16 protein-coding genes and 1 pseudogene are annotated in these 19,702 nt (G+C 66.8%); 5 read left to right on the top strand and 12 right to left on the bottom strand.

The genetic code is table 11. The annotated features are described in order from the left end of the window. The first annotated feature begins 532 nt into the window (after nt 1–532). Together ACE1OC_RS43375 and ACE1OC_RS43370 are read left to right on the top strand one after the other, a co-directional pair. Entirely contained in the window at nt 533–970 is a 438-nt protein-coding gene (locus ACE1OC_RS43375) for a hypothetical protein (RefSeq protein WP_407841436.1), read from the top strand. A 75-nt stretch (nt 971–1,045) separates the two neighbouring features. Next, nucleotides 1,046–1,711, top strand: coding sequence for a hypothetical protein (locus tag ACE1OC_RS43370; protein ID WP_407841437.1), 666 nt, complete (start codon nt 1,046–1,048; stop codon nt 1,709–1,711). A 188-nt stretch (nt 1,712–1,899) separates the two neighbouring features. On the opposite strand, the gene ACE1OC_RS43365 is transcribed toward ACE1OC_RS43370, so the two are convergent. Next, on the bottom strand, nt 1,900–2,661 hold the full coding sequence (locus ACE1OC_RS43365; RefSeq protein ID WP_407841438.1) for a neuraminidase-like domain-containing protein: 762 nt from the start codon (nt 2,659–2,661) through the stop codon (nt 1,900–1,902). Nucleotides 2,662–3,004: 343 nt separating this feature from the next. On the opposite strand from ACE1OC_RS43365, the gene ACE1OC_RS43360 reads away from it, so the two are divergent. Continuing rightward, nucleotides 3,005–3,424, top strand: a complete 420-nt coding sequence (locus tag ACE1OC_RS43360; protein WP_407841439.1) for a hypothetical protein — start codon at nt 3,005–3,007, stop codon at nt 3,422–3,424. Between the two features lie 187 nt (nt 3,425–3,611). Next, nucleotides 3,612–4,610 (top strand): hypothetical protein, encoded by a 999-nt coding sequence (locus ACE1OC_RS43355; protein ID WP_407841440.1) that lies wholly within the window; start codon nt 3,612–3,614, stop codon nt 4,608–4,610. A gap of 66 nt (nt 4,611–4,676) precedes the next feature. Here ACE1OC_RS43355 and ACE1OC_RS43350 read toward each other — a convergent pair. Beyond that, nucleotides 4,677–4,880 (bottom strand): annotated as a pseudogene (locus ACE1OC_RS43350) (hypothetical protein); the annotation flags it as partial. An 808-nt stretch (nt 4,881–5,688) separates the two neighbouring features. Here ACE1OC_RS43350 and ACE1OC_RS43345 point away from each other — a divergent pair. Beyond that, the gene (locus ACE1OC_RS43345) at nt 5,689–5,814 is read left to right on the top strand and encodes a hypothetical protein (RefSeq protein WP_407842191.1); all 126 of its coding nucleotides are present in this window, start codon (nt 5,689–5,691) and stop codon (nt 5,812–5,814) included. Nucleotides 5,815–5,842: 28 nt separating this feature from the next. On the opposite strand, the gene ACE1OC_RS43340 is transcribed toward ACE1OC_RS43345, so the two are convergent. The 10 genes from ACE1OC_RS43340 to ACE1OC_RS43295 all read right to left on the bottom strand — a co-directional run bounded on the left by ACE1OC_RS43340 (nt 5,843) and on the right by ACE1OC_RS43295 (nt 18,566). Beyond that, nucleotides 5,843–7,095 (bottom strand): IS3 family transposase gene (locus ACE1OC_RS43340; protein WP_407842048.1). Its coding sequence is split into 2 segments (ribosomal slippage): nt 5,843–6,816 and nt 6,816–7,095, totalling 1,254 coding nucleotides; the frame shifts between segments, so codons are not numbered across the junction. 47 nt (nt 7,096–7,142) lie between these two features. Continuing rightward, nucleotides 7,143–8,225, bottom strand: coding sequence for an ABC-three component system protein (locus ACE1OC_RS43335; RefSeq protein WP_407842190.1), 1,083 nt, complete (start codon nt 8,223–8,225; stop codon nt 7,143–7,145). Nucleotides 8,226–8,338: 113 nt separating this feature from the next. Further along, complete coding sequence (locus ACE1OC_RS43330; RefSeq protein WP_407842189.1) at nt 8,339–9,412, bottom strand: TniQ family protein; 1,074 nt, start codon at nt 9,410–9,412, stop codon at nt 8,339–8,341. A gap of 1 nt (nt 9,413) precedes the next feature. Continuing rightward, nucleotides 9,414–10,418, bottom strand: coding sequence for a TniB family NTP-binding protein (locus ACE1OC_RS43325; protein WP_407842188.1), 1,005 nt, complete (start codon nt 10,416–10,418; stop codon nt 9,414–9,416). Beyond that, entirely contained in the window at nt 10,412–12,583 is a 2,172-nt protein-coding gene (locus tag ACE1OC_RS43320) for a transposase (protein ID WP_407842187.1), read from the bottom strand. Before ACE1OC_RS43320 ends, ACE1OC_RS43325 begins: the two co-directional genes overlap by 7 nt. After that, nucleotides 12,580–13,227: a TnsA-like heteromeric transposase endonuclease subunit gene (locus tag ACE1OC_RS43315; RefSeq protein WP_407842192.1), complete on the bottom strand. Its 648-nt coding sequence runs from the start codon at nt 13,225–13,227 to the stop codon at nt 12,580–12,582. The genes ACE1OC_RS43320 and ACE1OC_RS43315 overlap by 4 nt, the downstream gene beginning before the upstream one ends. A 668-nt stretch (nt 13,228–13,895) precedes the next feature. Beyond that, complete coding sequence (locus ACE1OC_RS43310) at nt 13,896–16,709, bottom strand: NACHT domain-containing protein (RefSeq protein ID WP_407842186.1); 2,814 nt, start codon at nt 16,707–16,709, stop codon at nt 13,896–13,898. A 48-nt stretch (nt 16,710–16,757) separates the two neighbouring features. Beyond that, nucleotides 16,758–17,390, bottom strand: coding sequence for an RNA polymerase sigma factor (locus ACE1OC_RS43305; protein ID WP_407842185.1), 633 nt, complete (start codon nt 17,388–17,390; stop codon nt 16,758–16,760). After that, nucleotides 17,384–17,689, bottom strand: coding sequence for a hypothetical protein (locus tag ACE1OC_RS43300; protein ID WP_407842184.1), 306 nt, complete (start codon nt 17,687–17,689; stop codon nt 17,384–17,386). Before ACE1OC_RS43300 ends, ACE1OC_RS43305 begins: the two co-directional genes overlap by 7 nt. 421 nt (nt 17,690–18,110) lie before the next feature. After that, nucleotides 18,111–18,566 (bottom strand): hypothetical protein, encoded by a 456-nt coding sequence (locus ACE1OC_RS43295; protein ID WP_407842183.1) that lies wholly within the window; start codon nt 18,564–18,566, stop codon nt 18,111–18,113. Between the last annotated feature and the right edge of the window lie 1,136 nt (nt 18,567–19,702).

Here is a 19,702-nt window from a genome sequence, read left to right as displayed (position 1 = left end):
CTGCCAGCATTTTCGTCCGCGGCTACGAAACTCTCGGTCACAGCTTATGCATTTTTTGGTGGTTGCCTTGCAAGGGTTGCAGAGCAAGGAACTTCCATAGGCTTCGTTGTCACAATTTGAACACTTGCGCTTCTTGGATTTACAGCGCCAGCATCGGCTTTTGTCACCCTTGAATGAATTCCCACATTGAGTGCAATTCCGTTCGATGGATCGACAGTCTGGACACTTTGCCTCTCGGCCATGGAAGGGGTGATTGCAGAGCACGCACAGTCGGTCCCGGGCGTTGCACGCATTGCAGCGCAGTCCGTTGCCGCGGAAGGTCTTCTGGCAGTCCACACACTTGCGCTCCACGTCCCACTCCTGACCGGGCCTCAGCGCGCTTCCCTCACCTCACAGTCAGGATGATCAGCGCACGGCATCGTGAAGACTGTCTCAGCCGGGTCTGACAACCAAGACTGGCGAGGCGGAACCGTCATGGAGAGCGCACTCGTTTCCGTGTCTCGTGAGACATCGAAACGGTGGAGAACAGGTTATGTACCGGCTCGCAGCCGAGGGCGTGCTGCCGCACACGCCGCCGATGTACCGGCGGCTGTCCTCGCAGCTGGCCCAGGCCCGGCGGGAAGGCCGCTTCCCCGACCTGATCGACACCGTCCGCGAAGTCCACGTCCTGCCGGCCTGGCCGGACGCGGACGCCTTCGTTCGGGAGATCTCCGACTGGTTCCGCCTCGACCGCACAGCGGGCCAGGAGCACGCCCTGTACGTCGCCGCGGAGAAGGACACCCTCCGCCAGCAGCTGACCGGCTGGCTCGAGTTCGCGGGCATCCCGGTGCTCGTCCGCGGCTTCAGCTCCCAGTCCTACGCCGACGTCGTCCGCGACCGCGTCGCCCATGAGCAACGTGAGGCCCACCTTGTGGTGGTCGTTCTCTCGGGCGTTCGTGAGTGTGGTGGGACGGTGCACTGCATCGGGTGACCTGGGGTTCTTCTCCGCATCTCTGGGGCTGCCGTGATCGTTGCGGCATGTTGCAGATGAGATCGGAGGAGACCCTTGAGGGCCTTTCCTGTGAGGCTGCCGTCCGGCGTCCGGTACTGGACGGTGGTCGACGAGAACTACGCGGTGGTGCCCGAGGCGGATGCCTTCCTTCAGTACGGTCGTCAGCTCGGCCGGGACCAGGTCGAGCTGACGACCCGTACCTACGCCGGGCACGTGGCGCTGTACCTGCGCTGGTGCGCGCGGACCGGCCGCGACTGGCGGGTGGCGGCGGAGGAGTTCGGGCTGTTCCTGGTCTGGTTGAAGTTCGGCTCGAAGGAGACGACCGGCATCGACTGGCCGGCCAGGCACGGTCTGGTGGTGCTGGCGGGGCCGGGTCCGGCGGCCGTCCGGCAGCCGGCCCGGGTCGGGAACGTCGCGGCCGGGGTGCGGCAGTTCCTGCTGCACGGCATCACGACGAAGGCGGTGCCGTCGATCGTGATGGCCCAGCTCTTCGAGGTGGTCGAGGACTGGGAGCTGCCGGTGGAGGCCCGGGGAGAGGGGAGCACCGGCTACCGGATGCGGCCCCGGCACCGGGTGAAGGTGCCGCGCAAGAAGAGCGAGCGGGCCACCGACCGGGAGATCGTGGCGCTGTTCCTGGCCGCCCGCAACGCCGGGGACCGGTTCATCGTCCTGCTGCTGGGCCGGGCTGCGCCCGGGCGGCGCGGCGGGTCTGCGGCGTGAGGACATGCACTTCATGCCGGACTCGACGCCGCTGGGCTGCCCGAAGCAGGGCTCCCACCTGCACACCTTGCGGCGCGATAACGCGAACGGGGCGTGGGCGAAGCAGGTGGACTCGGTCGGCGGCCCGGAGTCCTGGAAGACCAGGGCCCAGGCCGCTCCTTCAGTGCTGCTGTTTTCGCAGGTGACTTCTACGCCAAGGGGTACTGCACGACGTTGCGGTCCGCGTCCGGGCGGTCTGTGGCCCCGTAGAACCGCTTGAGGGCGACAACAGTGAAGGACTCGGTGGCCTCCTGCTCCACATTGACCACGCTGAAGTCCTGGCCAAAGTGGAACAGGTGGTCCAGGGTGCGGGCGCTATCCGGGGCCTCGGGGTCGCGGTCGGTCAGGCAGACCGCGATCGATTCCTTCGATGAGGTCTCCACGGCAATCAGCTGGTAGGGGCCACTCGTGTTCTGAGACGGCAGGGGAACTTCCGTCGTCGCAGGCACGCCCAAGGTGCCGTCGAAGCTCAGATACGAGACCCGGATGAGGGCATTCCCAGGAACGGACCCGTCGGCGGTGTCGGCTGTGGTGCGGTCCGGGAAGTCGACCCACACCACGAACAGGCGCCCGCCAAATGCCACCGGCCGCACGACATCTCCCCGCCCCGCGCCAGGGTCGGGCAGAGAAGCCTCGATCTTCATCCACTCGCTCAAGCCGGCGGAGCCGATGCCGTGCGCATTGTCGTGACTGCGCCAGAACCAGGAGAGCTCGGAGCGTGCGGTGCTGTAGCCGAGGAGGTAGTCCTTGCCGCTCTCAGGATCGGCAGCGGGCCGGTACGTCGCCACCGTCGTCAAGTTCGCGACTTCCCCGAAGTCGGTCAGGTAACTGGTGACGGCATCCCTTACGCTGTCCGGGCTGAGCGGAGCCTGCACCAGCAACTCCAGCTTTTCCTGCATCGGGTCACTCATCTGTCTACTCTTTCGAGAGCCTGATATCGGTATCGGTGAGGACTTCGAGGCCCCGGTCGGGTTGCGGCTGTGCCCAGCCATGGCCCCTCGCCTGGTCAAGACAGCAAAAGATCTTGATCAGGCGAGGTCATGCTCCCATGCCTGCCGGGTCCATGACGGTAGTTCAGCTCAAGCGACGGAGGGCCAGCCCGCTACCCCAGGACCCCTTCCGCGCCTGTATGGCGGGTAGCCGGCCTCCACCCGCGCCGATGTCGATGGTCCTGCCTCTGGGTGAACTCGCAGTCGGCCCCGTGCACCACACCTGTTGCGTTCGCTATGGTCGACCTGACCGCTTCTGAGCTGCGTGGATTCGAATCGCACGCTCGCGGCGCCCCGGAGAATCTGCGGCGACTTCGACTGCTCGGGCGAGGACATCGAGCGGGACTGGGTGAAGCGGACAGGCTGCTGGAGCTCGATGACCCGGGTGCTGCTCACCCGTGAGCAGGTCCGCGCGTACGGGCTCCCGGCGACCGAGGGCAAACGCGACGACCCGAGGTGGTCGGCCTTCGCCCGCCGCTACGGCTTCGACATCGAGCATCCGGTGCAGTGGGAGGTGGAAGCGCTGGAGCCGGACGAACTCCAGCGCCTGGTCCTCGCCGCCGTCGACCCCTATATCGACCGCGACGTCCTTGCCCGGCAGGTTGCCCGAGAGGAGGAACAACGCCGCGCCCTAGCCGGATTCCTTGGCGGCTGGCGCGCGGACAGTAGCGGAGGACCGGCCTAGCGCTGCAACACCGCAGTGCAACACGGTGGCCGTGTTGCGGCCTTGACCTGGGGTTTTAGGTGAGCCTGGCGGCCCGATCGGTGTTGCACTCCGTGTTGCACCGTCGTGATGCAGTCTCACGCTGCACTCCTGGGGCTGTGGGTAAAACTCCTGCTCACTACGACTGCCGAGGTGGAAGCATGTCCTCATGACGGATGCTGCGAAGAAGATCCTTGTGGACACTGCGGATCTGGGGGCGGTGGACCTCTCCCGGTTTCAGGCTGCGATGGAGCAGCAGAGCCGTCAGTGGCGTGTGCAGTTGGGCCAGCAACTGGCTTCTGCTGTGGCGGCAATGACCCCGGTCTTTCCCCGGATCAGCATCCCTCCCATGGTGGAGCTCGATCGCGTCAGCAAGGTTCTGGGCCAGCAGCTGGTCGAGTTGACGGGCTTCAACGACAGGCTCCGTCGTGCTTTCGAGCCGGTCATCGAGCCGCTGACTGCGGCCTTCGCCTTCGATGACCTCTGGCGAGACCAGTGGCGCGACCTCTTTACCTCGATCAACAGGCTGGTCCGCGACCTGTACCCGGAGAACATCCGAGAGGCCCTCCCAAGGTTGCGGGAGCTTCAGATGCTCGAGGTGCTGCTGATCGACGAGGGCATCCCACTGATGTGGGTGCCTGGATCGCAGACCGTCAATGCCTTGCTCGACGCCCCGGACGCGGCAGCCCGGCGGCGGTTGATCGGGCAGCGCTGGAAGGGAATCGTCGCCGACTGCGAGGTGGTCCTCGAAACGGTTGACCACCCGCGCCTTCAGGAAGGCCGTGACTTCGCCCTCGGCGCGGTTGCCGCATTGCGTGATGGCCATACCGCAGCGGCGCAGGCCCTGGCCGCCAACCTCCTGGACTCGATGCTCCAGAAGCACTTCGACAACGCCACCAGGGTGGAACTGACCAGGAACGACTTCAAGGCCAAGGGCATCAAGTTCAAGCTGGACGAGTACAGGGTGAGCATGGCCCTGACCTTTGCCCCCGTCTGGCACGCGCACGCCAAGTACTTCCCGAAGAACGGCGACCCCATTCCCAGGGTCTTCGGCCGCCACCCCAGTGCTCATGGAGTGTCCCGGATGCAGTACTCCCGGGTGAACACGGTATACGCGCTCATGCTCGTCACATCCGTCATCAAGTTCTTCGACGTCGAGATGTCCTAGCTGTACGGCCCTGAGAACGGAGGCGCCGGGATGCCCATCCCGGCGTCCGTCCTGGCCGCGCCCGCATCACAACCAGTCGACGCCGAGCTCGGCGAGCGCCCCGCGTTGTTCCGCGGTGAGCCTGTCGCGCCGGCTCTTGGTATTCGAGACCCACACGCCCAGCTTCACCACCACTGGCTCCGCCTCGCCCTCGACCGCGACCTCCTCGCCACGGGCGCGAGGCACCGGCCGGACCGCGCCTTCCCGCTCCACCCACTGCGCGAGCGGAGCGCAGGATGACGCCGTCTAGCCGAAGCTGAGCCGGCACACCGCGCGGGGCCGCCTGGTGGCGGCCCCGCGCTGCGCCTGTGCTGGCATGAACTTGTGATCCACCCGGCGTAACATCTTGCGTTCTCCACCCCATAACACTGATGCGGGAAGGGAGAGGATCGGTAGACGTCTGCACGCCGCGGTTCTGGTACGCACCGGGGGCATGCCGATCTCGACATGTTCGCCCTTGTGCTCGGATGCCCTCGATGACGAGAAAATGACGACGTACTTATGTCACAGATGGCGGCATCGACTCCTTGAGTCACCTTCGTTACTCCTGTAGTTCGTCCCCCGCTGCGCTGTAGCTAGCCTTACGACTACCCACGTGGAGTCGGTTGGTCCTGCGCAGGTCAGTGCCGTTCTGGTACACCGACCCCCACTACTTTGGGTACCCCTTAGGGCCCCTTATACCTCGGCGGGCGAAGGAGTTCGAGCCGAATCTGGGTTCGGGTGAAGAGTTGCACTCTCGGGCGGTCATGGGAGGGGGTGCTGATGGGTTTGACCTGCATGTTGGATAGCGACGTGGCATGGGAAGCGGAGCCGCGACGTGCCGTGTCGCTAGGGGCGACACGCGTCTGTTGACATCCAAAAAGACCCAAGATCTAGTGGTTGAAAGAGCTCGGCCACCCAGAAGTTGTGGTCCCCTTCCAGCCGGGGGTCCCCGACTCCTCGTAGAATGAGGCCACTTGCAGAGCTCCCCCCTGTTACTTCGCCGGATTGACGGTGAAGGCCCGGCTCATGGGCACCTTGGGAGCACCTGGAGGTATGGATGACGGATGCGACGGAGAGCAAGGAGCAGGAGAGGCGGCTGTCGATACGGCAGGCGTTGATCGACTGGTCGGCGGTCGTGCCGGTGCTCGTCAAGCTGGTGGAGTGGTTGATGCAGAACGTCTGACTGAACCGTTCCGGGTTCGGTAGAGACTCTAGATCTGGGTTGTGACCTGGGGTTTTGTGGTTGCGAGGTGGTAGGCGGTCTCGTATTCGACGGGTGGGACGTGGCCTATCTCACCGTGGAGTCGGCGGTGGCAGTACCAGTCGACCCACTCGGCGGTGGCGAGCTCGACCTGGGAGTGCGTCTTCCAGGGGCGGCCGGGTTTGATCAGTTCGGTCTTGAACAGGCCGATCGTGGACTCCATCAGGGCGTTGTCGTAGGCGTCTCCGACCGAGCCGATCGAGGCCGCGATGCCGGCGGCGTCGAGGTGTTCGGCGAGCCGGAAACTCGTGTATTGCGACCCGGCGTCCGAGTGGTGTATCAACTCGCCACGCTGGTAGGGGAATCCGTCGCGGTCGCGCTGCCACAGGGCCATCTCCAGGGCGTCCAGGACGAGCCTGGTCTCCTTCGTGGTGGCGGCCGACCACCCGACGATCCGGCGGGAGAAGGTATCCACGACGAACGCGACATAGATGACCCCGGACCAGGTCTTCACGTGCGTGAAGTCGGCGACCCAGCAGCGGTTCGGCGCGCTCGCGACGAAGTTCCGGTCCACCAGGTCCGGGGCCCGCTCGACAGATCCGTCCGGAATCGTGGTGATCACCTTCTTGCCGCGGACGGCGCCGGCGATGCCGTTCTCGCGCATGAGGCGCTCGACGGTGCAACGGGCCACGATGTGGCCTTGCCGGTTCAGCTCGCGCCAGATCTTCCGGGCTCCGTATACGCGGTAGTTGTCCTTGAAGACCTGGTGGATCAGGGGCTTGAGTTCCTCGTCGCGCACGGTCCGCGCGGATGGTTCGGTGAGGCGTTTGTGGTGGGCGTAATAGGTAGAGGGGGCGATCTTGCAGTCGTGCTCGGTGAGCGTCCTGCAGATCGGCTCGACGCCGCCAAAGCGGTCCCGGTGCTCGTCGATGAACGCTACGAGCGAAGATGTGGCCGGTCGAGCTCGGCCGCGAAGAAACTCGCCGCCGCCTTCAGGATGTCGTTCGCCCGCTTCAGCTCAGCGATCTCCTTCTTCATCGCCTTGACCTGCGCGGATTCCTCGCTGGTCACGCCGGGACGGGCGCCGGAGTCGACCTGGTCCTGACGGACCCACTTGCGCAGCGTCTCGGTCGAGCCGATGCCGAGTTTCTCGGCCACGGCCTTGATCGCGGCCGACTCGTTCGGGTAGTCGCCGCGGACCTCGGCGACCATACGGACCGCTCGTTTGCGCAGCTCAGCGGGATAGGAGGAAGGACGTGCCATGACTCGATCCTTTCATGCAATCGAGTCTCTACCGAACCCGGAACGGTTCAGAACGCCTCGTCGTACGCCTCACGGATCCGAACGCGGGTCTGTTCCAGGGTTTTGCGTAGCAGCGTCCTGCCTGCCTGTTCCTGGGCATGGTCGGTGGCGTCGTCGCCCAATTCGTCGAGCATCCAGTCGAACTCCCGCTGCCACTCGTCGGAGAGGTCGCCTTCGAACCGTTCCAGCTCGTCGAGGTCGACCAGGTCGTCTTCGAGCCAGGCCACGGTCTGGGTGTAGGCACGGTAGTAGTCCACCATCGCCTTGTTCAGATGGCGGCCGGCGCCTACCCAGCGCAGCTGGTGGACGAAGGCCGCGTCCGAAAGCTCAGCCTCGGCCTCTGCCGGGAAGTCGTCACGTCCCACGAGCGTGGGCAGTCTGTCGGAGGTGTAGTCGTCTCGGATGCGGCTGATGCGCTGCATCACCCGGGTCACGGAGACGCTGGTGTGCCGCTTCTGCAGCATGTCCACGGTCTGCTCGTACCACCACGCCCACAGCTGCTTCATGAAAGAGTCAGCGTGCCCGTCGGGAAGCGCTGCCCTCAGCTTCACCCGCACCTGCGCGTCGAGGTCATCGATGGACGGAGTGCCGTCGATGACCCGCATCCGCCGTACGAAGACGGCACGATGCGAGGGCGGAAGTTTCAAGAACGCGGCCCGTGCGTCCGCGGTCCCTACGGCAGTCGACTCCTTGGCTGCGGCGGTCAGCAGCCTGAGCGCCTCGGCGGGCGCCGGAGTCGGCACCTTGAGCGCAGCCATGGCGGTTCCAGGGCGGGCCTGTTGGGTGGTGACCAGGGTCAGCGCAGGACCGTCCTCGTCGCCGGGGGCGTGGGTGTCCATCCATGACTTGATGGTCCGCCAGACGTCGTCGTCCTTGTCGCCGAGAGTGCGCACGCCGCGGATGTGATGCTTGACCTGCAGAAGATCAAAGGGCCGTCCGTCTTGTTCCCACGCGACGTCGTCGTGGAGTTCCAAGCTGATCGCCCCGTCAGGCCGGTCCTCTTGTCCGCGCAGCAGTTCGAGCAGAGCGAACTGCGCCTGGAAGAGGTAGCCCAGGGCAGACGCCGATGCCTCATGCGCGGAGGACGCCATGCCCTCAGTCTCCCGACTCCAATGTTGATCTGTCCAGAACACCACACTAATCGAACATAGTTGCGCTGGTTGGGTGCTGTCCGGCGCGGGTTCGAAGCAGTGGCTTGTGGGCGTCACCTTCGCTGAGCGCCGTGGGCTTTCGCTGTTGGCCGGGGTGGTCGGTATCCGAGTTGGGTGAGTTCGATGGTGTCTGCTTCGCGGCTGGTGGGTTTGGTGGGGTGGCGGTAGGCGGTGTCGTTGGTGGGGTGGCGTGGGGCGTATTGGATGTAGCGGGAGAGGTCTTGGGGGTAGTGGGCGGGGTTTTGCAGCCATCGGCGGTGAAGGAGGCGGGCGATGGTGGTGTGGAGGGGATGGGGCTGGCCAGGCAGGGTTCGGTGGTAGCGGGTGGAGGGCCGGCGGATGAGGAGTCCGGCCAGGGCGATGGTCTCGGGGTAGGCGATCGCTTCGCGGGCCAGGGTCTCCCACATGGGGCCGTCCCCGCTGCCGCTGGCGATGTGTCGGGCGCGGTCGGGCCAGATCCGTTCGGATCGGGGGGCGTGGCGGCGCCAGTGTTCGGTGAGGCGGGCTGCCTGGGCGACGGCATTGTCGGCGTCGGGTCCCCAGCGGCGGGTCAGCCGTAGGTGGGTGTGGTGTGCGCGGACGATCTCGGGTGTCTTGTGCAGGAGAGCGTGGACCTGGGGGACGGGCACGCCGTTCAGGGTGTGGGGGCCCAGCGCCCAGGTGCGGTGCCGGGTGCATACGAGCTGCTGGTGGGGCAGATAGCGCGGGATGGGCTGGGTCTGTCCGGTACGGGCGACGGTGCAGTGCGGGCACCCGATGACGACGGGAAGACTGGAGGGGCGAATGGCGCCGCCGGGCATGGTTTCAGTGGTGCTACCTCGGTCCCGGTGGTCCTTCCAGCACGGAAGGGCATGGGCGAGGTGAGCGTCGGGGATACCGGTGTACTGGCTGATACGGGCCCGCGCGCCGGCGTTGAGGTAGAGCTCAGTGGGCGTGTGCGGCCCGTAAGCATGTTCGCGGACGGGGTAGACCTTGAGTCGTTGTATGCGCAGCCCGCCCAGGAGCTCGCTGGTGGTGAGGTGGTGCGCCCTGGCGAGGCGTTCGACGAATGAGGCGTTGGTCTCGAAGGCCATGGGCCGGACACGGCGCAGTGCCCGGTTCGTGAGGTCCGGCAGTGTTCGCGGCATGTCAGCGCCGCCGCCTTGCGGGCCGGGGGGCGTGTTCGGCGAGTTCATCGAGCTCGATGTCGTCGAGAAGAGCTTTGGTGATCTTCTCGCTGCCGTCCAGGATCGCGGCGATGGCCGCTTCCCGTACCAGGGCGGACAGGCTCCCGATCCGGCCCCCGGTGCGGAGATGAAGGTACGGGGCGTGGCGGGCCAGCCCACCGGTGCGGTGGGCGTCCAGGCGCAGCGCCTCGTCCATGCCCTGGATCAGTCCTTCCCATGAGGCGCGTTGCGCGGGGCTGCCGTGTCCTAAGGGCGGATTGCGGACGGTTTTGAAGCGGCCTGCGATCTGCGCGCCCCTTACTCCGGTCAGCAGTGGTGAGGAGTCGAGGGCGACGCCCGCGTACACGAACGTAGCGGGGATCCGTTCGCTGAGGTGTTTCATCTGGTCGGAGGTCTCGGCGCCGTTGCGGGTGCGGGTGTTGAGGAGGTGGACGTCGTCGATCAGGACGAGTCGGGTGCCCAGTTCGTTCAGGGTGGCGCAGACGATGTCGGTGATGTGGGCCTGGTTCATGCTCGTGGTGATGGGCAGGTCGAGGAACCGGGCGAGTTCGGACACGAGCATTTTCGCGGTCGCGGCCGGTGGGACGGAGAGGAATACGACAGGCATGTGGTCGTCGGGCGCGCCCCGGCGGGCCCGGTCGGCGAGGTGGAAGGACCGGCCGAGTTGTTGCAGTGTGGTGGTTTTCCCGGTGGTCGGTGGCCCGGAGATGAGAAGGCCTCGCCGGGCGGTGCCGTTGTGCCTGCGGTTGAGGATCATCAGCCGCCGCAGGGTGAGGGAGACCTTGGCCATGGTGGGGGTGGACAGGATCACGAACCGGGAGTGGTAGTCCAGGCGTTCCTCGGCGCTCCAGGGGCCGGTCCCGGGCAGGCAAGGTGGCTCGGTGTCGACGAAACGCGTCCACTCGCGCCAGGTGCTCGGTGACGCGTACGGATCGTCGTTCGTCTCCCGGTCGGCGGCCGTCACCACTGCTGGGCCTCCTGGTGTGCATCGAAGATGTTCCAGGACCCGACCGACGCCGCGGCGCCAGCGATGTCAGGGGTGGGGTCGGCGCCCTCGTCCGCATCCAGGACTTGCCCAGCGGGACCCTCCAGCCGATCCGCGTTCGCGTTCCGTCGCTTCGCGCGCCCTGCCCGCGCCTTCCGGCGCGACTGCGCGGGCTGGTCGTCCTTCTCGGGCCTGGAAGCGGTGCCGGTACAGGCCACCGCGTCGAGGACGCCCGGGGCGCTGCCAACTGGGGGAGAACTACGCACGCCCACGCCGTCGACGCCCGTGTCCGCAGCGTGGGTGCGGCGTAGGAGTTCGTCCAGGTGGCGGGCGAGTTGTTCCTCGTGTTCGGCCCGGCTTTCGCGTCGTGTGACCACGCTGCGGATGTGTCGCCAGGTGGTGTCGGTGAACGGCTTGGATACCAGGCCTTGATGGATCCAGGTGACCTGCTCCCAGCCGTGGGGGAGTCTGACCCAGCACTGCCACGGCTCGTAGGGGTTGTGGTGGACCTCCCATTTGCCGTCCGCCGCGGTAGAGCGGTGCCGGTGCCCGTTCAGTACGCGCCCGTCGTAGGTGCGGTGTTCGAACCGGATGCCCTCCTCCCCGATCGCGCACCGTCTGGCGGGCAGCAGTTCGATCCAGTCGGCTCCGGTCAGGGGGACGGGTACATGCCCGGCGATGCCGGTCAGTGCGGCCCACATCTCGTTGGGTGTGAGCGTCAGACGGGGCATGAGCGGGTGGCGTAGCCGCTCGTGACGCCGTTCCTGCCACCCGCAGACGACCCATTCGTCCAGCAGGTCCTGTAGCTGGGGCAGCGTCCAGCAGGCGTCGTCCTCCACGGTGCTGCCGCGCGCCGCGAGGCTGTTGCCGGTGTACCCGGCGACGTACTGCGCGAACAGGGTGCCGATCGCTCCGAAGCCACGCTCCACGTTTCCTTTGGCGTACCCGGACGCTGGCGGGCACGGCTGGACCGAGATCCCCAGGTGCTCGGCGGCGGCGAGGAAGCAGCGGGAGACGAATACCTTGCCCTGGTCGATGACCACGGTCGACGGTCGGATCACCGGCCTTGCCGCCGCACCCTGCATGCGGGCGTCGATAGAGACGAGTCGCTGGTGGGGGATGACGGAGGCGGCCATGGACAGGTACTCGGGCCAGCCGGGCCGCATCGGCTGTGGCACCAGCGTCTGTGCCAGGAGCACGGCCGCGTCTACCGCCTTGGTGCCCTTCGGGCGCAGCACGGCCGCGGTGATGCTCCGGGTGGCCACGTCCACCGCCATCGTGAGCTCCGGCCGGCGCGCCTGTCCGTCCTCGCACACGACCATCACGTCCAGCAGGGTGCTGTCCATCATGACCAGCTCTCCGGGCAGCGTCGCGACGGTCGGTGTGAACACCGGTACGGGCCGAGACGCCCTGCGCCGCTCCCCGGCGGCTGTGAGCGCTAGTCCCTGCTGCTCGGCGACGGCCCGCACCAGCCGGTTGAACGTGGCCGCCGGCGGCACCGCCACCACCCCGGGCCCGTGGGCGTCTTCCAACAGCCAGCCCACCTGCCGCCGCAGCCGGCCAAGCGTCCCGGTTGATCGTCCCCGCTGCTCCGTCAGCGCTCTGACGATCGCGGCAAGCACTCGTGGGTCGGCACGCCCGAACGCCGCACGCTCCCGCTTTCCTCGGCCGTCGACGAGCCCCCAGACCCCCTGCTCGCGATAGCGGGCCCGCATCCTGCGCACCGTCGCCACGCTGACCGGCTCCCCGGCCGCGGTCAGCTCTGCGGCTTTGGCCGCCTCCCGTTCGGCGAGCCCGTACATGGCCGGGTCGTACCCGGTGCGCGGCGGCCAGTCCTGGTGAGGCCCGATGTGTCCGGTCTCGACCTCCAGGACGTGCCGCTCCCAGGCCAGAGCCTTCTCCCGGACCGCCGGGTCGAGCACGTCCAGCGGGCCGTGGACGGGCGCCCTCCTGCGCCCCGATCGGGGGTTGCCCAGGACGTCGAAGTCCTGCGCCCCGAGTACCTGGGTGAGCAGCACCACCTGCACGCCAGCGTCTTCCTCGGCGAGCAGCCGGCAGCGCGGCCCGTCCAGCCCGGCCAGGACGTGGATGCGGCCGTCGAACCGGATCCGGTCCCCGACCGCGACGACGCCCACCGGCCGCTTCATCGCCCCACCCCTTCGAGCCGCCCCGCTGGTACGGCACTCACCAAGGTTTCTGCGTTCAGGGGGCGGTCCCAGTCCGCCTTCAGCAGGCCGTGCCACAGACCGTGGTAGACGGCCGGTAACGTCGCGATCGGGTCCCCGAGCCGGAGCGCGCCCGCGCCCAACGCGGTGGGCACGGTGAACGCCCTGCGCAGCAGGGCGGGGGAGATCCCGACTGAACATCGGGGATGCCGGTAGAGCGACAACCAGCGCGCATTGGCCGTCACCACCGGATCAGCGGGATCCGCGAACCGGTGCTCCCAACCCGCTTCCCGTGCGCACACCCCGACCACCCGGGCCCGGTCGACCACCCGCTTGGAAGGTCCGCCGCTTCCGGGGCAGTCCACAAGGCGCACTCCTCCGCTGGCTGTGGCCACGGCCAGGTCAGGGGCGTGGGTGACGATCCGCCCTTGTTCCTCCCACACGAACTCCACTGGCCGGCACGCGATGCCCACCACCTGCGGATCCTGATCCAGCAGCATGACCGCGTCCCGCATCGCGGCAGTTCCATAACCCACGAGACGGCCGGTGGTCACGGACCACCACCACCCAGGAGCCAACCGCCGTCCCCGCCGCAACGGGAATCCGCGCACGATCGGATATTCCATGGGGCACAACTCTCCGGCCTCGGTCTGCCACGGCCGTTGGATCATGACCCCGTCCGGCGCCACGAACCGTACGTCCACATGACGCGGATGCACCACGCCCTCCTTTGCCGGACCCCGGACCACAGGCAGCCTCCCGTCCGCTCCCAGGGGGCTACCCACCTGCGCAGTGCGCAGATACGTCGATCCACACGATGCGGTGAAATACCCTCTGCCCAGCTCTAACACCCCTTCCGGCTCTGCTACCGACTTCGTGGCTCCTCAGCGAACCTCAAGCCGCATCCGGCGGACGACCGCGAGACCCTGGACCGCCGGTACAGCCCGAACCGCAGCAGAAATCTGACTGCGCAGATGATGGGAGACATGTGAGTTGCAGTGGTTGGCGACAGGGCAACTCTGTGCCTCCCGAACGCGCCAGTAGGCAGCCAGCCCGGGCCCAGGCCGACCTAGCGTGAGCAACGCCGAGAGCAAGGCCGGAGTCCGGTCATGGAGGAGCTCTCCCTAGACGAGAGCGACATGGAGGATCCCGATGGTTGGGTTCGTCTATGCCAGCAGGCCATGGACACGTGCCAGAGCACTGGCCTGTTCCCCAATCTCCACCGGACAACTCAATGCCCACCGAAGACTGATGCTGGTCGCCACCACCGTTCGGCGCGACGGAGTGCATGGCGTCAAGGCGCTGACACCCGGATCACGTCGTCGGAGTCGGCGAACAACCTCTGAATGAGATCCCATGCGGACCAGAGGAGGTCATTCGCCAAACCCAGATGGTCTAGAAACTCCAACGCCACCTTTCGCTCGCTCGGCAACTCCAGCAGCACATCGCGCATCCTGTTCACCTGGCTCTGAGCCATCACGAGCGCACCCAAGGCTGTGCTCGCCGTCAGATCTCTGCTTCGCAGGTGGTTCGCCAAAGCTTCGATCGCCTCAGTTGTCCTCCTGAGGTTTCTACCGTCCACTGAGCTGGGCAGCTCTTGCCGAAGGTCATCCAGTATTCCCCGAGCCAGAACCAACTGGTTCAAAGCCTCCTGGACCTGTCCACTGTTGTCCCCTTCGTTGGCGGAGAAGAGAAGTTGCGTATCGATGGGGTGTGGAACGTGCAAGTACCGAGCGTGCTGCTGAGTCCAGTGCTTCTGGGCTCCGTGGATCGCCTCACGTACTGCATCCCCAACGTTCACGACGGACATGGATCGCTCGGGATCGAGCAGAGTGAAGCCGGCCTCAACGAAGCCGCTTCCGTTGAGCCACCCACTCGGCACAGAAGACGGTCGTGTGGTCACGACATACCGACTGCGCGGGTACTGCAAGGTGATCCTGTCCAGCCATTCCCTGACCTGCTCACGGTCGGAGTCCACCACTTCGTCGACCCCATCGAGCAGGACCAACGCCCGTCCTTGGGTGAACACGCCATCCGGCCACCCTGCCGCCTGCAACTCCTGAGGCATTCCCTCCGCTGTCATGAAGACGGCGGGATCTGGGAACTCCATGCGCACCAGCTGGCGTGCGCGTACCAAGATTGGTACCAGCTCACTCCATGGCTCCATCGTCGACGGCAATGTACGAAGTGCTGCATGGACGGCGAGCCACTGCAAGAGGGCGGATTTTCCTGTACCTGCTGCGCCCCGAAGCAGTACACGAGGGGAGTCAGCTAGTACCACCTCGACAGGACGAGCCTCTGACTGTTCCAAGGGAGACGGTTCAGCGGAGTGCGAGCGGCGCTCCTTGGCGTCAACGAGCTCAACGAACCTCCACGCAGCCCCAACCGACTGAGCAGTCGAACCTTCCAGCCGTTCCACGGCAAGAAGACGCAGTAGTTCCTCATAAAGGTTCGACCTCGTCTCCTGAACCGCATGCTCGGTGGCTTCGAGATCGGCCCGTCCTTGGTATGCATTGACAAGCCACGAATGGCGTGAGGCCTGCTCCCGAGTTTTGTTAGCGAGCTGTTCACCGGTCTTGGTCAGTTGCCCAGCTGCGTCGTGTACCTCGCAAGCGGAGGCAAGACGCAACCAGCGAGCCACAGTGTGGGCTGGAACGGTGTCTCGCTCGAGGCTGCGGCAACGACGGCATCCCATGCCACAGAGGACCGCTGAAAGGCTCAAGGAGAATTCAGCTCCGCAATTGGTGCAGAGGCATGGCCAAGGAACCGCAGCGCCGGGGTACGGCGCAGTCGGTACGAAACCGCGGTCACGCATGGCATCGGCTGCCTCCTCAACGCCAAGGCTCTGCGGCCGGGCAGAGGCAGACGGAGATGCAGTTGTTCTCCGCGTCGTCATCGCGCGAAGCAATGCCGATCCCAGAGCGGGAAATACTAGGCCGACGTGTCCCTCCTGGTGGCTTGCCTCGTCGAGGCGGACGTTCCGCCGCGCACTGGACAGGTGCTGCAGGAACTCGTGGACCTCGGGGTAGAACTCGGGGTCCTCCCGTTCGACGAGCGGCGCCTCATCTTTCAGGACGAGGCTCATGTCACTCAAGGCGCTGGCGGCGTCGGCGGGCGAGAGTACGGCCGTCTTGAGAACGAACGCGGCGACGCCTTCAACGTCGGGGATGCGAATGCGCTCGAGTAGGCGCCGCGCATCTCCGTGGCCCCAACGGGCGGCAGTGTCGAGCCAGCGAAGTACGTCGAGGGCCACCTTGACCTGATCCGCGTCGGCGACCACGACCGTCACCGGCTGTCCCTTCTGTGCCAGCCGCACCGCGGCAACCGCAACGCGGAAGGCTGCGCCGGGATGCAGCTGGTCGCATGCCACAGCGAACCAGGCCTGCGCGGCGTCGAGCTCGTCACGCCGCAGGGCCTTGGTTCCGAGGCGGTAGGCGCTGTTCGCATCGGCCCGCGTGTCCGGCCCCTCGGGGCTCGCCGTCCTTGCGTCGTGGGGCTGCGAGCCCCAGTTGGGCACAGGAGCGGCTACGGGCTGACGGGCCGCCTGGAGTTCGGCGAGGAACGCGGAGAGTTCGCCGTAGTACTCAGGGTCCTGGGGTTCGAAGCACTCGTCCGGCTCGGTGCTCAGGGCAGACAACAAGGTGACGATGTCGTCGACCGACTTGCGCACGAGCACACCGCGCGCGGTACCCGTACCGATGCGGGTGATGAACGGGTCGATGAGGTGGTGGGCGTCGGTGTGTCCCCACTCCGCGGCCCGGCAGAGAGCCGCGAGGATGCCGGCCACCGCCCGCTCGCGGGCGGTGGCCGGGGTGGTGCCGATATCCCGCAGGCCGAGGACGGCGAGACGGAACGCGGCGCCGGGGTGCCGCTCGGCGCAGGCCATCGTGAACCAGGTCCGTGCCTGGTCGGGGTTGCCCTGCTTCAGGGCGATGGAGCCCATGACGTAGGCCGAGTTGGCGCGCTGCCGGGCGAGGGCCAGCTCATCGTCGGTCCGGTCTCCTCGGGGAGCGTGGCCCGGCCAGTCGCAGTCGGGCCGGTCCCAGTGGTCGGAGGGCTCGTCCAGCCCCGCGAGCACCTGCTGGTAGATGTTGCTGTCGCTGGTCATGCCCGTCCCTCCTTGATCCTCTGTCCTCCGTGTGGTGTGGGTGCTCATCTACTGCTCACCTGGTTCCGTCGACGCGGGCGGCCCGCCGCCCGGTCGGATGTACTGCCGCAGCTGTGTCCGCAACCTCAGGGTGGTGCGGTGGCGCTGCTGGTAGATCTGATTCTTCGGGATGCCGAGGTTGTCGGCGATCATCTCGTCGGTGTTGCCGAGGCTCTGAAGGCGGGTCACCTCGCGGGCCTGCGGGGCGGGGATCTTGAGGATCTCCGCGTCGACCTGATCCCACACCTCGCAGTCCTCCTTCTTCCGTCGGCCGACAGGCTCGTCGTTGGTGGCGGCGTCGGGGTTGGCGTCTTCGGCGGGGGCGTCGCCGAAGAGGTCGAGCAGGTCGGTGGTGACCTCGTTCTTCCGCTTGTCTAGGAACTCCAGGGCGTCGTTGAACGCGATCTGCTTGATGTACGCGACGGGGTTCCCGTCGGGGTCGATGCCCTTGTGGAACGCGGTGACGAACGCGCCCGCGGCGATCGCCTGACAGTCGGTGTCGCTGATCTGCGACCCGAACGTGTGCCCCAGGTCCGTGACAACCTTCGTGACGTAGGTCTCGAAGAGCGTGCGGCCTCCGGGGCCCTGGACCCGGCGGATGTCCTCCGCGTCCAGGACCCTGCGCGGTGAGCCGTTCACCACAGCTGGTAGCCGTCCCCTTCACCGCCGGAGTTGGGGAGGGGGGCGGCGCGCCAGACGAGGAGACGGGTACCGTCCGGGGCCTCGTAGTAGGCGCCGGCGCCGGCCGGGAGGTTCCGCACAATCTCCCCGGCCACGCTCGCCTTGTCCGTGCTCCCGGTGGGCGCCGCCGGGGGCGGCGAGGCCCGGCGGCCCCAGTCCAGGAGCCGGGTGCGGGGCTGTTCGGGGCTGGTCCGCCAGGCGTTGTACAGCTCGAGCCCCAGGTTGAGCAGGAAGGGCAGGTACTCCAGAAAGGAGTGCATCTTGTCGGTACCTCAGGTGACGTGGGCCGGTGTTCGATCGTGTACACCCCTCATAGGGCTCGGGCACCCCAGTTCTTAACAGCCCACCAAAATTCTTTTCAGAGGATCTTGGCGGTCGCCTCGGCCGGGCTCTACCCGCTCATGCCCAGTCGATGCCGAGGGCGGCGAGCTGTGCGAGCTGGGCAGTGTCGAGCCGGTCCCGGCGCCCTTCGCAGTTCATGATCCATACTCCGAGTCGGATGTCGTGATCCTGGCCGTCGAGGGTGATCTTCTCGGTGTGCTGGCGCGGGATGATGGTCTTCTGTAACCGGACGATGTACGGCGTCAGGGCCTGGATGCCGCGTTGGAAGGCTCGCTTCCGCGTGCTGTTCCGGCTGCCTGCCCGGCCCGTGCAGGGCCTGCAGCGGGCCGTACGGGGCCTTCACGCCCAGCTCGGCCAGCCAGCCCGCCGCTGCTCGTCGTTCAGCCGTGCCCAGTCCCGTTGTTGCCGGACGAGCCACCGTCCCAAGTCGTCGCCGTGCCGGTTTGCCCCTGGCATGATCTCGTTCGGCTGCGCGCCGCGCCGTCGGCCAGGAGCAGGTGCAGGTGGGCGTGGTGGCGCTGCCAGTCGACGGTCCATCCCAGCGGGGCGGGGTTCCACTCGGCATCGACGGCCGCGAGCACCGCGGCCCTGGTCGGGTGTGCGTCGAGCGCGCGGGGGGCGGCGCAGGTTGGTCAGCCGCTGTCCGACGAGCGTGGCCGCGCCCCGTGGCGCGGCCAGGGTGCCGGTCTTGGCGAAGTACGCCAACGCGGCCGCGAGGTTCTGCTCGAAGGCGGCGTCGGTGGTGTCCCACACCATCGCGAGTTCCTCCAGCCGGGCGGCACGCTTGCCGGCCATCGACCCGGCCTTGTAGGTGCGGCGCTGCCCAGCGGGTAGACGCCTTCGACACGGTCGTACGGGACCTCCAGGTGGCCTTCGCGCCGATGGTAAGCCTGGGCTGCGGCGCGTCCGCGCTTCCAGTCGGCGCGCTCGGTGCTGATGACGTTGAACTGGATGAACTGGGCGATGAGTCCGGCGTCGCGGGGACCGCGAGCCGGAGGAGGATCTGGTGCTCCTCCTCTCCCACGGAGGGCTCCGTGCCGGTTGGCTGCGACGTGGCCACGGGCCGGTATGCGCTGTTCTGGTGAATGGCGATCTGCTGTCGCCGGTCAGTGAATCTGAGCAGTCGTCACGTTCCTGGCCTGGGGTTGTGCAGTTTGGTTGAGCGGGGTGGTGGCTTGGTGGCTAACTGATCCTGCGCAGAGTACGGGGTGGGCCCCAGCCGTCTGACCTGCGGAGTTCCTAGCTCGAGGCCTGGTTGCGCAGGTTGGTTGAGTACTGCGCAGTTTCATTGGTCCGCGACATTTGTCTGGGGGTGTCCGGCTGGTGTGGCACTTTGGCCGTATTCCTGAGTCTATCCGGGTACCAGAATGAAGCATCCGCAGCACTGGGGGAGTCTTCAGGGGGAGGCGCCCACCTCTCCTCCTGGCTGCCGTGTAGAGGACCGTGTCCTGCACTCCTCCCTGGGGAGGAGTGTGGTCTTTGGTTGCGCCTGTTTGGATTGCAGCTGGAGGACTGAGGCCGACGGGGGTGGCGCGTGCTGGGTTTCTTGCTGGAGCTCGTTTTTGGCGGTCTGCTGACGTGGGGTCATGAGAAGCGCAGGGCCAGGAGGAAGGCTCGGAGTTTCGCGGAGGGGGCGGAGGTGGGTTTCGTTGCCTGCGTCCTTGGTGACCGCCCGTACTGCCGGGATGAGGCGTTGGTCTTCCTCTGGGCTACGGGTTCCACGCTGCATGTCACGCCGACGGAGTTCAGGGACCTTCACCGAAGCCCACTTCCCGCAGCGCGGTGGGAGCTGGTTCGGGTCCGGTCGAGAGGCCTTACAGATGCCCGGGTGGTGCAGTACGGCTGGCAGGTGGCCGAGTGCCGCGACGGTGATGCTGTGGTGCTGGTCGGGTGTGCCCCGGCTTCGATGCGGTATCTGACAGTCAGTCTGA

This window comes from Streptomyces stoeckheimensis (genome assembly GCF_045822005.1).
GTDB lineage: Bacteria > Actinomycetota > Actinomycetes > Streptomycetales > Streptomycetaceae > Streptomyces > Streptomyces stoeckheimensis.
The sequence above is the reverse complement of the archived record's forward strand: the minus strand, read 5'-3'. Positions and strand labels throughout refer to the sequence as shown.

Bases quoted from the DNA above. Each gene is read 5' to 3' on its own strand.
- ACE1OC_RS43375 (WP_407841436.1), top strand. From the start codon at position 533: ATGTACCGGCTCGCAGCCGAGGGCGTGCTGCCGCACACGCCGCCGATG.
- ACE1OC_RS43365 (WP_407841438.1), bottom strand. From the start codon at position 2,661: ATGAGTGACCCGATGCAGGAAAAGCTGGAGTTGCTGGTGCAGGCTCCG.
- ACE1OC_RS43355 (WP_407841440.1), top strand. From the start codon at position 3,612: ATGACGGATGCTGCGAAGAAGATCCTTGTGGACACTGCGGATCTGGGG.
- ACE1OC_RS43345 (WP_407842191.1), top strand. From the start codon at position 5,689: ATGACGGATGCGACGGAGAGCAAGGAGCAGGAGAGGCGGCTGTCGATA.
- ACE1OC_RS43335 (WP_407842190.1), bottom strand. From the start codon at position 8,225: ATGGCGTCCTCCGCGCATGAGGCATCGGCGTCTGCCCTGGGCTACCTC.
- ACE1OC_RS43330 (WP_407842189.1), bottom strand. From the start codon at position 9,412: ATGCCGCGAACACTGCCGGACCTCACGAACCGGGCACTGCGCCGTGTC.
- ACE1OC_RS43320 (WP_407842187.1), bottom strand. From the start codon at position 12,583: ATGAAGCGGCCGGTGGGCGTCGTCGCGGTCGGGGACCGGATCCGGTTC.
- ACE1OC_RS43315 (WP_407842192.1), bottom strand. From the start codon at position 13,227: ATGGAATATCCGATCGTGCGCGGATTCCCGTTGCGGCGGGGACGGCGG.
- ACE1OC_RS43310 (WP_407842186.1), bottom strand. From the start codon at position 16,709: ATGACCAGCGACAGCAACATCTACCAGCAGGTGCTCGCGGGGCTGGAC.
- ACE1OC_RS43300 (WP_407842184.1), bottom strand. From the start codon at position 17,689: ATGCACTCCTTTCTGGAGTACCTGCCCTTCCTGCTCAACCTGGGGCTC.
- ACE1OC_RS43295 (WP_407842183.1), bottom strand. From the start codon at position 18,566: ATGGCCGGCAAGCGTGCCGCCCGGCTGGAGGAACTCGCGATGGTGTGG.